Genomic DNA, 13,206 nt, shown 5'->3' on the forward strand with positions numbered 1-13,206 from the left:
CGAAAGGCGAGGCGCGCCCGTAAAACGGGCTTTCCACCCCGGATATTTTAAGCTTAAAATATCTGATTGGCGTCGCTTTGACCCATTCCGCCGACTGTCCCGGCGGGGTAGGCCGGTGGTCGCGTGGGATCCACTTTCCGTGATGGGAGATGCGTAATGAACAGGACAATTTCGGCGCTCGCGATCGGCGCGGCGTTAACCCTGACTCTCGGCGCGGCCGAAGCACAGGAGAAGCTGAAGGTGGGCGTGATTACGACGTTGTCGGGGCCGCCCGCCGTGCTCGGCCAGCAATTGCGCAACGGCTTTCAGCTTGCGGTGAAGGAACTGGGCGGCAAGCTCGGCGGCCGCGACGTCGAAGTGATCGTGCAGGACGACGAGCTGAAGCCCGACGTCGCGGTCAACAAGGTCAAGGCGCTGGTCGATCGCGACAAGGTCGATTTCGTGGTCGGGCCGATCTTCTCGAACATCCTGCAGGCGATCATGAAGCCGGTCACTGACGCAGGCGTCATCCTGATCAGCCCGAATGCCGGCACCTCGAACTTCGCCGGCAAGGAGTGCAACCCGAATTTCTTCGTCACCTCCTATCAGAATGACCAGAACCACGCGGTGTCCGGAAAATACGCGCAGGATTCCGGCATCAAGAAGCTCTATCTGATGGCGCCGAATTATCAGGCCGGCAAGGATGCGCTCGCCGGCGTGAAGCGTCACTTCAAGGGCGAGATCGTTGATGAGGTGTATGTGCCGCTCAACCAGCTCGACTATTCGGCTGAGCTGTCGCGCATCGCGGCCGCGAGTCCCGACGCGGTCTTCGTGTTTTTGCCGGGCGGCATGGGCGTGAATTTCGTCAAGCAGTTCCGCCAGGCCGGCCTTGCCGACAAGATCAAGTTCCTCTCCGCCTTCACGGTCGACGAATCGACTTTGCCGGCGCAGCAGGATGCGGCGATCGGCCTGTTCGGCGGCGCCAACTGGGCGCCCAATCTCGACAATCCGCAGAACAAGAAGTTCGTCGCGGCCTATGAGAAGGAATTCAACGCGGTGCCGGCCACCTATGCCTTCCAGGCTTACGATGCGGCGTTGCTGATTGATTCTGCATTGAAAGCCACCAAGGGCAGCACGTCCGACAAGAACGCGCTGCGCGCGGCGATCAAGAAGTCCGACTTCAAGTCCCTGCGCGGCGACTTCAAGTTCAACACCAACAACTACCCGATCCAGGACTTCTACCTGACCAAGGTCGCCAAACGGCCGGACGGCAAGTACCAGACTGAGATCGTACAGAAGGTGTTCGACGACGTGCCGGATTCCTATGCCAAAGACTGCAAAATGAAGTGAGCCGAGACTCTCTTCCACCCTTCCCGCCGAAGTCGGATGTTTCCGACTTCGGCCAATAATAGGTGATCAGACTCGGGTATACCCGAGTCTGATTGTAGGGAGGGTGGCGCGCCGCTTGAGCGGCGAGCCGAGCGGAGGTCGATGTTGTCTGCCGATTGAGAGATGAAGGACCCCCGCTCGCCTCGCTTTGGTCGGCGAGCGACCCTCCCCACAAGGGGAGGGTAACAACCGGAATCCCCGAGCATCACGTCGTATGTCCACCGCGCTTTTCATCGTCCAGACACTCAACGGGCTTCAGCTCGGCGTGCTGCTGTTCCTGATCGCGGCCGGGCTGACGCTGGTCTTCGGAGTGATGGACTTCATCAATCTGGCGCACGGCGTGCAGTACATGCTGGGCGCCTATCTCGCGGTGATGTTCTACGCGCTCACCGGCAATTTTCTGTTCGCGCTCATTCTCGCGCTCGGCGCGGCGCTGCTCTTTGGCTTGCTGCTGGAATTCGTCATCTTCCGCCATCTCTATGGACGCGATCATCTTGATCATGTGATCGCAACCTTCGGCATCATCCTGTTCCTGAACCAGGGCGTGAAATTCGTCTGGGGAGCGGCGCCGCTGACCCTGCCTATGCCGGAGATGTTTTCCGGCTCGGTGGCGCTGATGCCGGGCCTGCTCTATCCGGTGTGGCGGCTTGTGATCATCGGCTCCGGCCTCGCGGTTGCGATCCTGCTTTACGTTCTGGTGACGCAGACCCGCATCGGCATGCTGGTGCGGGCTGGCGCGACCAACGCCAACATGGTTTCCGCGCTCGGCGTCGATATTCGCCGCCTGTTCATGATCGTGTTCGGCTTCGGCGCGATGCTGGCCGGCTTTGCCGGCGTGATGATCGCGCCCATCCTCTCGGTCGAGCCCGGCATGGGCGACACCATCCTCATTCTCGCCTTTGTGGTCATCGTGATCGGCGGCATCGGCTCGATCCGCGGCGCCTTCCTCGCCGCGTTGCTGATCGGCTTGGTCGACACGCTCGGGCGCTCTTTCGCCGTCGATATCCTGCGCCTGTTCATGGCGCCGTCGCCCGCGCGCACGGTCGGCCCGGCCATCGCCTCGATGCTGATCTACATCCTGATGGCGCTGGTTCTGTATTTCCGTCCGTCCGGGTTATTCCCGGCGAAGGGACGCTGAAATGGCGCAGGCGGACATCACCCAGACCGGCGCTGCAGCGTCTGCGATGCCGGCGCGCAAACCGGTCGCCGGCTTCATTCTGCCGCTCGTCATCTTCGGCTGCTTCGCGGCTGTCCCGCTGCTGAGCGCCTTCGGCGCCGAATCCTATCTGCTCGGCCTTGTCACTCGCGTGATGATTTTCGCCATTGCCGCGCTGGCGCTGGATCTCTTGGTAGGCTACGGCGCGCTGGTGTCCTTCGGTCACGCGGCGTTTGTCGGCATCGGTGCCTATGCCGTCGGCATTCTGGCCTCGCATGGCTTTGGCGATGTGCTGATCTCGCTGCCGGCCGCGCTTCTCGCTTCGGCGCTTTTCGCGTGGCTCACAGGCATCGTGTGTCTGCGCACCAGGGGCGTCTATTTCATCATGATCACGCTCGCCTTCGGGCAGATGGCGTTCTTCACTGCGTCGTCGCTGGCGCCCTATGGCGGCGATGACGGGCTGACCATTCATGCCCGCAACACCATTGCGGGGTTCGAACTGCTCGATAACGAGCGCTTCTTCTATTATTTCTCGCTGCTCTGCCTGATCGCGACCTATCTGTTGTGCCGCGCACTGGTGGCCTCGCGTTTCGGCCGCGTGTTCCGCGGCTCAAAAGAAAATGCGACTCGCATGGCGACGCTCGGCTATCAGGTCTATCGCTTCCAGCTCACCGGCTATGTCATCGCCGGCATGATGGGCGGGCTGTCCGGTTTCCTGCTCGCCAATGCGACGAATTTCGTCAGCCCGGCCTATATGTCCTGGCAGCGCTCCGGCGAGCTCTTGATCATGATCATCCTGGGCGGCGCCGGCACCTTGCATGGTGCGATCGTTGGCACCGCGGCGTTTCTCCTGCTGGAAGAGTGGCTGTCGGGCTTCACCGAGCACTGGAAGATGATTTTCGGTCCGCTTCTGGTGCTGGCCGTGCTGTTCGTGCCGGGCGGCATTGGCGGGATTGGATCAGCGTTGCTGCGGAGATGGCGCCGTGGCTGAGCCGGTCCTGCAGCTCGACAATGTGTGCAAGAATTTCGGCGGACTGCGCGTCACCGACCATGTGACGCTCAACATCCTGCCGGGCGAGATGCACGCGCTGATCGGTCCGAACGGCGCCGGCAAGACCACGCTGATCAATCAGATTTCCGGATTGTTGACGCCGGACGGCGGCCGCATCCATTTCGCCGGCCACAATATCACCGAGGCGCCGCCGTCTGCGCGCGCCAATCTCGGACTCGCTCGCTCGTTCCAGATCACCTCGGTGCTGCCCAGTTTCACCGCGCTGGAGAATGTCTCGCTTGCGGTGCAGGCCCGCTCCGGATCGAGCTATCGGTTTTTCGGCAATGCGGCGTCGGAGCCTGCGCTCATCCAGCCGGCGATGGCGGCTTTGGCGGAAGTCGGCCTCGCCGAACGCGCGCATGTCGCCGCCGCGCATCTCTCGCATGGCGAGAAGCGCGCGCTTGAATTGGCGATGGCGCTGGCGATGCAGCCGAAGCTGCTGCTGCTCGACGAGCCGATGGCAGGCACCGGACCGGAAGAGACCGACAAGCTGGTCGCGGTGCTGAAGCGGCTGAAGGGCCGCTTCCCGATGCTGCTGGTCGAGCACGACATGCATGCGGTGTTCGCGCTCGCCGACAACATTTCGGTCTTGATCTATGGCCGCATCCTGGCGAGCGGCGCGCCTGACGCCGTGCGCAATGATCCGCAAGTGGTTGCCGCCTATCTCGGCGACGAGATGGAGTAGGGGATGCTCTCCGTCGAAAAACTGCAGGCATCCTACGGACCGGCCCAGGTCCTGTTCGACATGACCTTCTCGATCGGCAAGGGCGAGGTGGTGACGCTGCTCGGCCGCAACGGCATGGGCAAGACCACGACCATCAACACCATCATGGGCCTGTTGCCTGCGCGCGGCGGCACGGTGACCTTCGAGGGCGATATGCTCACCGGCCAGCCGCCTTATCGCATTGCGCAGCACGGGCTCGGCCTGGTGCCGGAAGGCCGGCAGGTGTTTCCGACGCTGTCTGTTGAAGAGAATCTGGTCGCGACGTCGGCCTCGCGCTTCGGTACACCGGTGTGGACGCTCGATCGCGTCTACGCGTTCTTTCCGCGGCTGAAGGAACGGCGCAACAACATGGGCAATCAGCTCTCGGGCGGCGAGCAGCAGATGCTGGCGATCGGGCGCGCGCTGATGACCAATCCGCGGCTGCTCATTCTGGATGAGGCGACGGAAGGACTCGCGCCGCTGGTGCGGCAGGAAATCTGGGGCTGCCTGGCCCGGCTGAAACGGGACGGGCAGTCGATCCTCTTGGTCGACAAGCATCTGGACGCAATGCTGAAACTCGCCGAGCGCCACGTCATCGTCGAGAAAGGCCGCGTGGTGTGGACCGGAACCTCGGCCGAGCTCGCGGCGGACGGTGCGTTGAAGCAGAGATATTTGCAGGTGTGATGTTGCTTCCCTCTCCCCGCCAAAGCGGGGAGAGGGAAGTTACTCCGCCGCCTGTTTCCACGTATCCGCGTGCGTCTTCGGCTTTGACTTGATCTTCAGTTCCGTGAGATCGGCGCGGTCGCGCGCGGCATTGCGGAAGAGCTGATCCTTGCCGGAGAGATATTGCGGCGGGCAGGCAATGTCGGCTGCGCCGTACCAGGCCGCAGCTTTCATCGTGAAGAACGGGTCCATCAGGTGCGGGCGCGCGAGTGCGACGAGATCGGCGCGGCCGGCGGCGACGATGGTGTTGACCTGATCGGCGGTGGTGATGGCGCCGACCGCCATGGTGGCGATGCCGGCCTCGTTGCGAATCTGGTCGGAGAACGGCGTCTGGTACATGCGGCCGTAGATGGGCGCGGAGGCCGGGTCGGTCTGGCCGGTGGAGACGTCGATCAGGTCGCAGCCGTGCTCGGCAAAAATGCGCGCGATCTGCACTGCGTCCTCGCCGGTGACGCCGCCGTCGATCCAGTCGGTGGCGGAGATGCGCACCGACATTGGCTTCTCGTCGGGCCAGGCCTTGCGGATGGCGCGAAAGACTTCGAGCGGGAAACGCATGCGGTTCTCAAGCGAGCCGCCATATTCGTCCTGGCGCTTGTTGGTGATCGGCGAGATGAAGCTTGCCAGCAGATAGCCGTGCGCGGCGTGCAGCTCGATCATGTCGAAGCCGGCGCGTTCGGCCCGTTTCGTCGCCGCGACATAGTCGGCGATGGTCTTGTCCATGTCGGCGCGCGTCATCTCGCGCGGCACCTGGCTGTTTGGATAATAGGGAATAGGCGAAGCGGCGATGATCGGCCAGTTGTCGTCCGGCAGCGGCTCGCAATCGCCCTCCCACGACAATTTCGTCGATCCCTTGCGCCCGGCATGGCCGAGCTGCATGCAAATTTTCGCCGCCGAGTTCGCATGCACGAAATCAACGATCTGTTTCCAGGCGGCTTCCTGCTCGTCGTCATACATGCCGGTGCAGCCCGGCGAGATGCGCGCCTCCGCCGACACATTGGTCATTTCGGTAAAGACGAGGCCGGCGCCGCCAATGGCACGGCTGCCGAGATGCACCATGTGCCAGTCGTTCGGCACGCCGTCCTTGGCCGAATACTGGCACATCGGCGATACCACGACGCGATTGGCAACCGTCATGCCGCGCAGCCGGAACGGCTGGAACATCGGCACGGCCGGATTTTTTACATCGGCATCGAACCCGAGGTTACGCACGTCCTGCGCCACAGCCTGATCGACCTCGGCGACGAATTCCGGCGCGCGCAAGGCGAGATTGTCATAGGTGATCGCCTTCGAGCGCGTCATCAGGCCGAACGTGAAGCGGGTCGGGTCCATGCCCCAGAAGCGCTTCACGTGCTCGAACCAGACGAGGGACACCTCCGCGGCGTGCTGCGTCTTTTCGACCTCGTCGCGGCGACTCACTTCATAATCGGCGAGCGCGGCCTTCACGTCCCGCCCGCCGGTCCTGCGGAAAGATTCATAGAGCCCGATGGCGTCTTCCATCGCCAGCTTGGTGCCGGAGCCGATGGAGAAATGCGCGGTCGCCTTGGCGTCGCCGATGATAACGGCGTTCTCATAGACCCAGCGCTCGCAATGGATGGCCGGGAAATTGCGCCACATCGAGCGGTTGATGATCAGCTTGTGGCCCTGCAATTCTTCGGCGAACAATTCCTCCATCAGCCTGGCAGTTCCCGGTTCGTCCAGCGGATCGAGGCCAAGCTTTGCAAAGGTGTCCGGATCAGTTTCGAAAATCCAGGTCGAGCGGCCCGGCTCGTACTGGTAGCAGTGCGCGATGATGATTCCGTATTTCGTCTCGCGGAAGAAGAAGGTGAAGGCGTCGAAGGGCCGGGTGGAGCCCATCCAGGTGAACTTGTTCGGCCGCAGGTCGATGCGCGGCTTGAAATGGTCAATGAAGGTCTCACGCACCCGCGAATTGATGCCGTCGGAAGCGATGATGAGATCGGCCTCCTTGAGGGCGCCAGGGATGTCGGCGATCTCGGTCTGGAATTTCAGCTTGACGCCGAGCGCGCTGGCGCGCTCGTGCAGGAGCCGCAGCAGGGTGGTGCGGGCGCAGCCGCAGAAACCGTTGCCGCCAATGCGGTAAACATGGTTGCGGAAACGGACCTCGATATCGTCCCAATAGGCGAAATGCTCGGTGATCGCGCGGTAGCTCTCCGGGTCATATTTCTCGAAGGTTTCGAGCGTCTGATCGGAAAAAACCACGCCGAAGCCGAAGGTATCGTCAGGCCGGTTGCGTTCGAACACGGTGATGTCCGTGCCCGGCCAGGCCTTTTTCATCAGGATCGAGAAATAAAGCCCGGCGGGTCCGCCGCCGATGACGTGCACCTTCATGGAAGGGCCTCCACAGGCGCGCACAGGAGCGCGCAACATCGGGATAGTTTAAGCTTAAAATAATTTTCCGCAACCGCTTCGGATGCTTGAGATACAGAAATTTTAAGCTTAAACTAATTCGGCAGGCTTGATGCAGATCATCGCGGGCCAAGGGTTTCATGGACGACACCGCCAGCATCCCACTCGACGCGGAAACGAAGGTCGCGGAACGGCCGGCCGATCACGAAGCCGAGTTGCGACTCTGGTTGCGGCTTCTCACCTGCACCACCCTCATCGAGGGTGAAATCCGCAGCCGTCTGCGCGACACTTTCGATGTGACGTTGCCGCGCTTCGACCTGATGGCGCAGCTCGACAAGACGCCCGGCGGCATGACGCTCGGCGAGTTGTCGCAGCGCATGATGGTCTCGGCCGGAAACGTCACCGGTCTTGCCGAGCGTCTGGAATCGCTTGGCATGCTGGAGCGCCGCGCCTCCCCGCATGACCGGCGCGCGCAGATCGTCAGCCTGACCGCAGAAGGCCGCCGCTCATTTCGCGCCATGGCGCGCACGCACGAGAACTGGATTGCGGAGATATTTTCCGATCTGTCCGCCGACGAAATGGAGACACTGATGAAGCTGCTGGCCAAGACAAAAACATCGGCACGCAAGGCGCGCCGCGCGGGAGAAGAGTGATGCCGGCTGCCAATCCCGTCACACTGCCGCTGTCGTCCTACAAGGCGCAGCATGTGCGCCTCGAAGTCTCCGGCAAGATGGCGACGCTGACGCTGAACCGGCCGGACAAGAAGAATCCGCTCACCTTCGACAGCTATGCGGAGATCGCCGACATCTTCCGCGCCGCGGCGAAGGACGAGCAGGTCAAGGTTTTCGTTCTCACCGGCGAGGGCGGCAATTTCTGTTCCGGCGGCGACGTTTTCGAGATCATCGGCCCACTGATCGAGATGGACACCGTTGGCCTGCTCAAATTCACCCGCATGACCGGCGAGGCGGTGAAGGCAATGCGGGCCGCGCCGCAGCCGGTGGTGGCGGCCGTCGACGGCGTCTGCGCCGGGGCGGGCGCGATTCTCGCCATGGCCTCCGACGTGCGGATCGGTACGCCGCGTGCGAAGGTCGCCTTCCTGTTCAACCGCGTGGGACTTGCCGGCTGCGACATGGGGGCCTGCGCGATCCTGCCGCGCATCATCGGCCACGGCCGTGCTTCCGAGCTTCTTTATATGGGGCGCGTGATGGGGGGCGAGGAAGGCGAGCGATGGGGCTTCTTCAACAAGCTGTCGTCGCCGGAAACCGTACTCGCCGACGCAACCGCGGTCGCCAAGGAGCTCGCCGACGGGCCGACCTTCGCCAACGCCATGACCAAGCGCATGCTGGAGATGGAATGGGCAATGTCGGTCGAGCAGGCGATCGAGGCGGAAGCGGTGGCGCAGGCACTCTGCATGGAGACGGAGGATTTCGCGCGTGCCTACCGCGCCTTCGCGGCGAAGCAGAAGCCGGTGTTCGAGGGAAATTAGCGATGATGTTCGCGGGCGCCGCATTCTCCGTCACCTCTCCCCGTTGCGCGGGGAAAGGGAAGAAAAGCGCGGGGAATTGACATGCCCCCCGCCGACACCCTCTCCTGGCCTTTTTTCAACGATGGTCATCGCGCCTTCGCGAAGGAGTTGTCGGCCTTTGCAGAAGCCAATCTGCACAAGTTGCCGCATGACGATATCGATGAAGCCTGCCGCGCGCGGGTAAGGGCGCTGGGTGAGGCCGGTTTTCTGAAAGCGGCGGTGCCGGCGGAATTCGGCGGGCTGCATCCGCAGCTCGATGTCCGCACACTGTGCCTCGCGCGCGAGATTCTTGGTTTTCATGACGGCCTTGCGGATTTCGCCTTTGCCATGCAGGGGCTCGGCACCGGCTCGATCACGCTGTTTGGTTCACCTGAGCTGAAGCGCCGTTATCTGCCCAATGTCGCTGCGGGCAAGACGATCGCCGCCTTCGCGATCTCCGAACTCGAAGCGGGCTCGGATGTCGCCGCGCTGAAGATGACCGCGACGCCGGACGGCAACACACATGTCAGGCTGAACGGCAACAAGACCTGGATCTCCAATGGCGGCATTGCCGACCATTACGTCGTGTTCGCCCGTACCGGTGAGGCGCCGGGGGCGCGCGGACTTTCGGCTTTCATGGTCGACGCCGACACGCCGGGCTTGTCGGTGAAGGATCGCATCGAGGTGATTGCGCCGCATCCGCTCGCGACGCTGCAATTCGATGATGTGAAGGTGCCGGTGAGCCGTCGGCTTGGCGTTCCGGGCGAAGGTTTCAAGGTTGCGATGGCGACGCTCGACATTTTCCGCTCGACCGTCGGCGCTGCCGCGCTCGGCTTCGCGCGCCGCGCCCTGCACGAGATGCTGGAGCGCGCCTCCAACCGCCACCTGTTTGGTGCGCCGCTCGGCGACCTGCAGTTCACGCAAGCTTCGATCGCCGACAGTGCCACCGATGTCGATACATCCGCATTGCTCGTTTATCGCGCCGCCTGGACCAAGGACAACGGCGCGCCGCGCGTCACCTCCGAAGCCGCAATGGCGAAGATGCATGCCACCGAGGCCGCGCAACGCGTGATCGACCGCGCCGTGCAGCTCTTCGGCGGGCTTGGCGTGACCAAGGGCGTGAAGGTCGAGGAGCTCTATCGCGAAATCCGCGCGCTACGCATTTATGAAGGCGCGACGGAAGTACAGAAGATCGTGATCGCACGAGAAGCTTTGAAGAACCGCTCGGCAAAGCCGGCAGCAGCGCAGCCTTAGCCTGATTGCGCGCGAGCGGAATGATGCAGAGGGCGAGGAAAGAAGAAAAGGGTCGACAGGAGCATGGCCATGATCCCCTCGGGACATATCGACACGTTCGCACGTGACAACCTGCCGCCGCAAAGCGAGTGGCCGGAATTCCTGTTCACGATGCCGGAGCTGCAATATCCGGACCGGCTGAATTGCGTGACCGAGTTTGTCGACAAATGGGTGGCGAGCGGGCAGGGTGTCCGCACCTGCATTGTGGCGCCAAGCGAGACACTGACCTACGCGCAACTCGCCGAGCGCATCAATCGCATCGCCAATGTGCTGACGCGCGATCTCGGCCTGGTGCCGGGCAACCGTGTGCTGCTGCGCGCGCCCAACACACCGATGATGATCGCGGCCTATCTCGCGGTGATGAAGGCGGGCGGCGTGGCCGTCGCAACCATGCCGCTCCTGCGCGCCAAGGAACTCTCCTACACGGTGAAGAAGGCGAAGATCAAATTCGCGTTGTGCGATGCGCGGCTCTCCGAGGAGATGGAGAAGACGAAGGAGATCGTGCCGGAGCTGGAGCGCGTCGTCTATTGGGGCGGCGCGGACGGTGAACTGGAAAAGCTCATGGCCAAGCCGGGCTACGAAAATTTCACCGCGTGCGACACCGCCATCGACGATGTCTGTCTGATCGCCTTCACCTCGGGCACGACCGGCGAGCCGAAAGGCACCATGCATTTTCATCGCGACATGCTGGCGCCCTGTGACTCCTACGGAAAATACGTGCTGCAGGCTAGTCCGGAGGATCGCTTCATCGGCTCGGCGCCGCTCGCCTTCACCTTCGGGCTCGGCGGGCATGTGCTGTTCCCGTTCCGCATCGGCGCGACTTCGATCCAGCTCGAGAAGGCGCCGCCGGAGGAATTGCTGCCGGCGATCGGCCAATACAAGGCGACCGTTGTCTTCACGGCACCCACCGCCTATCGCGCCATGCTGCCGCACCTTGCGAGTCATGACATCTCCTCGCTGCGCAAATGCGTCTCCGCCGGCGAAACGCTGCCAAAGGCAACCTTCGAGGCTTGGCAGAAGGCGACCGGCCTGAAAATCCTCGATGGCATCGGCGGCACCGAGATGATGCATATCTTCATCGGCTCGCCGGAAGCAGAAGTGCGCGGCGGCGCGACCGGTAAGGTGGTGCCTGGTTATGTCGCAAAGATCGTTGACGATGAAGGCAACGAGGTGCCGCGCGGCAATATCGGCCGCCTTGCCGTGCGCGGGCCGACCGGCTGCCGCTACCTCGCCGACAACCGCCAGACCAAGTATGTGCAGAACGGCTGGAATTTCCCCGGCGATACCTACCTGCAGGACGAGGACGGCTATTTCCACTATCAGGCGCGCTCTGACGACATGATCATCTCGTCCGGCTACAACATCGCCGGACCGGAAGTGGAAGAAGTGCTGCTCACGCATCCGGCCGTCGCGGAATGCGGCGTGGTCGGCTGCCCGGACGAGGAGCGCGGCCAGATTGTGAAGGCCTATGTGGTGCTGCGCGCCGGGCACACCGGCGACGCGGCGCTGACCAAGGCCTTGCAGGAGCATGTGAAGACGACGGTCGCGCCCTACAAATATCCGCGCGCGATCGAATATGTGACCAGCCTGCCGCGCACCCAGACCGGAAAGCTGCAGCGATTCGAACTGCGCAAGATCGCGATCGAGAGCGCGCAGAGGATGGCGTCGTAAGTCGATTGAGCTTCGGGGCGGTCGATGTCCTCGCCGCGTTGAACACTCCCCCTTTCAGGGGGAGTACTCAGTAAGATTTGTCTGGAGAAGTCATCAGTGTCTGACAGCACCGTCCGCAAATTGGCCGCGACCAGCGGCCTCACGTTTCTTAATCCGCAGGGATGGCCGCAACCAAGAGGCTATGCCAACGGCGTGAAGGCGCGGGGCGAGATGGTGTTTGTCGGCGGCATGGTCGGCTGGGACGAGCAGCAGAAATTTCCGAAAGGATTTGTCGCGCAGACCGAGCAGCTTCTGAAGAACATAGTCCTGGTGCTGAAGGAAGGCGGCGCCGGCCCTGAGCACGTGGTGCGCATGACCTGGTATGTCACCGACATGGACGCCTACCGCAATTCGTTGCCCGAACTCGGCAAGGTCTATCGCGCAGTGATGGGACGAAATTTTTCGGCCATGGCCCTGGTGCAAGTGACGAGCCTGGTCGAGCGCGAGGCGCTGCTGGAAATCGAGACGACGGCGGTCATCCCGGACTGAGCGTGCCGCTGGACTCGCATGGCGCGGCGGGATGAGGTAGCTCCGGCCGTCAACCGGAGCCGTTATTTGCCCCCGCTTGTTCCCCGCGTCGCCATCGCTGCCTCGGTCCTGCTGGCCTCGGTGCTGCTGCATCTGGGCCTGCTCGCCGTGATTCTGTGGGCAGAGCGGCGTGGCGCGACCGCGTCGGAGACAGAGGCGATCGAGGTCGAGCTGATCCGCCCGCCCAAGCCGCCGAAAGCGAAAGTGCCGAAGCCAGAGCTTCCGAAACCGGACTTGCCGAAGCCGGTCGAACAAAAGCCGGTCGAACAGAAACCCGCCGAACAACTCCCGCTGTCGGCCGCGCAAGCACAGCAGATGCCTCCGCCCGAGCCGCCTGCACAGACGGCGAAGGCTGCGCCGCAGGCTCCACCGCCTCCGGTGCCTCCGCCAAAACCGGAAGGGCCCTCCGGCGGACCCAGCGAGGGCAAGTCGAAACTCACCCCTGAGGAGATCGCGGCGTTTCGCGCGCAGGTGCAGAAATGCTGGACCCTGCCGGTCGGGGTTCCAAATGCGACGAAGCTGGAAGCGATCTTGCGCGTTTCGCTCGCACGCAACGGCGCGCTCGCCGCCGGGCCGGAATTGCTCAAGGCCAATGCGTCGGCGGGCGGGCCGGTTCTGGTCGGGATTGCGATGAAGGCGCTGCGCGAATGCGCGCCTTACCGCAGCCTGCCGGCTGCGAAATACAATGACTGGAAAGTGCTGGATCTGCGCTTTCTGGCGACGGGGATGACTGGATTGGGATCAGCCAAGCCGCCACCGCCGCCGCGGCCCGGCTGAGGCGGGGAGCAGCGTCCGTTTGGTCAAAA

The 13,206-nt window shown here is 63.0% G+C and carries 12 protein-coding genes; 11 read left to right on the forward strand and 1 reads right to left on the reverse strand.

What is annotated here, in order from left to right:
* The first annotated feature begins 156 nt into the window (after nt 1–156).
* The 5 genes from RO009_11160 to RO009_11180 all read left to right on the forward strand — a co-directional run bounded on the left by RO009_11160 (nt 157) and on the right by RO009_11180 (nt 4,962).
* The gene (locus RO009_11160; GenBank protein ID MDT3685587.1) at nt 157–1,329 is read left to right on the forward strand and encodes an ABC transporter substrate-binding protein; all 1,173 of its coding nucleotides are present in this window, start codon (nt 157–159) and stop codon (nt 1,327–1,329) included.
* 253 nt (nt 1,330–1,582) lie between these two features.
* Nucleotides 1,583–2,506: a branched-chain amino acid ABC transporter permease gene (locus tag RO009_11165; GenBank protein MDT3685588.1), complete on the forward strand. Its 924-nt coding sequence runs from the start codon at nt 1,583–1,585 to the stop codon at nt 2,504–2,506.
* 1 nt (nt 2,507) lies between these two features.
* Complete coding sequence (locus RO009_11170) at nt 2,508–3,515, forward strand: branched-chain amino acid ABC transporter permease (protein ID MDT3685589.1); 1,008 nt, start codon at nt 2,508–2,510, stop codon at nt 3,513–3,515.
* A complete protein-coding gene (locus tag RO009_11175) occupies nt 3,508–4,260 on the forward strand; it encodes an ABC transporter ATP-binding protein (GenBank protein ID MDT3685590.1) in 753 nt (250 codons plus the stop codon). The genes RO009_11170 and RO009_11175 overlap by 8 nt, the downstream gene beginning before the upstream one ends.
* Nucleotides 4,261–4,263: 3 nt before the next feature.
* Complete coding sequence (locus RO009_11180; GenBank protein MDT3685591.1) at nt 4,264–4,962, forward strand: ABC transporter ATP-binding protein; 699 nt, start codon at nt 4,264–4,266, stop codon at nt 4,960–4,962.
* 39 nt (nt 4,963–5,001) lie between these two features.
* Here the strand turns inward: RO009_11180 and RO009_11185 are convergent, their stop codons facing one another.
* Nucleotides 5,002–7,347, reverse strand: coding sequence for a bifunctional salicylyl-CoA 5-hydroxylase/oxidoreductase (locus RO009_11185; GenBank protein ID MDT3685592.1), 2,346 nt, complete (start codon nt 7,345–7,347; stop codon nt 5,002–5,004).
* Nucleotides 7,348–7,505: 158 nt separating this feature from the next.
* On the opposite strand from RO009_11185, the gene RO009_11190 reads away from it, so the two are divergent.
* The 6 genes from RO009_11190 to RO009_11215 all read left to right on the forward strand — a co-directional run bounded on the left by RO009_11190 (nt 7,506) and on the right by RO009_11215 (nt 13,177).
* Nucleotides 7,506–8,018, forward strand: a complete 513-nt coding sequence (locus RO009_11190; GenBank protein ID MDT3685593.1) for a MarR family transcriptional regulator — start codon at nt 7,506–7,508, stop codon at nt 8,016–8,018.
* Entirely contained in the window at nt 8,015–8,851 is an 837-nt protein-coding gene (locus RO009_11195; protein MDT3685594.1) for an enoyl-CoA hydratase family protein, read from the forward strand. The genes RO009_11190 and RO009_11195 overlap by 4 nt, the downstream gene beginning before the upstream one ends.
* 81 nt (nt 8,852–8,932) lie before the next feature.
* The gene (locus tag RO009_11200; protein MDT3685595.1) at nt 8,933–10,123 is read left to right on the forward strand and encodes an acyl-CoA dehydrogenase family protein; all 1,191 of its coding nucleotides are present in this window, start codon (nt 8,933–8,935) and stop codon (nt 10,121–10,123) included.
* Nucleotides 10,124–10,192: 69 nt separating this feature from the next.
* Nucleotides 10,193–11,833 (forward strand): benzoate-CoA ligase family protein, encoded by a 1,641-nt coding sequence (locus tag RO009_11205; protein ID MDT3685596.1) that lies wholly within the window; start codon nt 10,193–10,195, stop codon nt 11,831–11,833.
* Between the two features lie 96 nt (nt 11,834–11,929).
* Complete coding sequence (locus tag RO009_11210; GenBank protein ID MDT3685597.1) at nt 11,930–12,361, forward strand: RidA family protein; 432 nt, start codon at nt 11,930–11,932, stop codon at nt 12,359–12,361.
* 66 nt (nt 12,362–12,427) lie between these two features.
* On the forward strand, nt 12,428–13,177 hold the full coding sequence (locus RO009_11215) for a hypothetical protein (protein MDT3685598.1): 750 nt from the start codon (nt 12,428–12,430) through the stop codon (nt 13,175–13,177).
* Nucleotides 13,178–13,206: the final 29 nt, after the last annotated feature.

Source organism: Pseudorhodoplanes sp. (assembly GCA_032027085.1).
GTDB lineage: Bacteria > Pseudomonadota > Alphaproteobacteria > Rhizobiales > Xanthobacteraceae > Pseudorhodoplanes.

Coding starts and splice junctions, on each gene's coding strand:
- RO009_11160 (MDT3685587.1), top strand. CDS start 157: ATGAACAGGACAATTTCGGCGCTCGCGATCGGCGCGGCGTTAACCCTG.
- RO009_11165 (MDT3685588.1), top strand. CDS start 1,583: ATGTCCACCGCGCTTTTCATCGTCCAGACACTCAACGGGCTTCAGCTC.
- RO009_11170 (MDT3685589.1), top strand. CDS start 2,508: ATGGCGCAGGCGGACATCACCCAGACCGGCGCTGCAGCGTCTGCGATG.
- RO009_11180 (MDT3685591.1), top strand. CDS start 4,264: ATGCTCTCCGTCGAAAAACTGCAGGCATCCTACGGACCGGCCCAGGTC.
- RO009_11185 (MDT3685592.1), bottom strand. CDS start 7,347: ATGAAGGTGCACGTCATCGGCGGCGGACCCGCCGGGCTTTATTTCTCG.
- RO009_11190 (MDT3685593.1), top strand. CDS start 7,506: ATGGACGACACCGCCAGCATCCCACTCGACGCGGAAACGAAGGTCGCG.
- RO009_11200 (MDT3685595.1), top strand. CDS start 8,933: ATGCCCCCCGCCGACACCCTCTCCTGGCCTTTTTTCAACGATGGTCAT.
- RO009_11205 (MDT3685596.1), top strand. CDS start 10,193: ATGATCCCCTCGGGACATATCGACACGTTCGCACGTGACAACCTGCCG.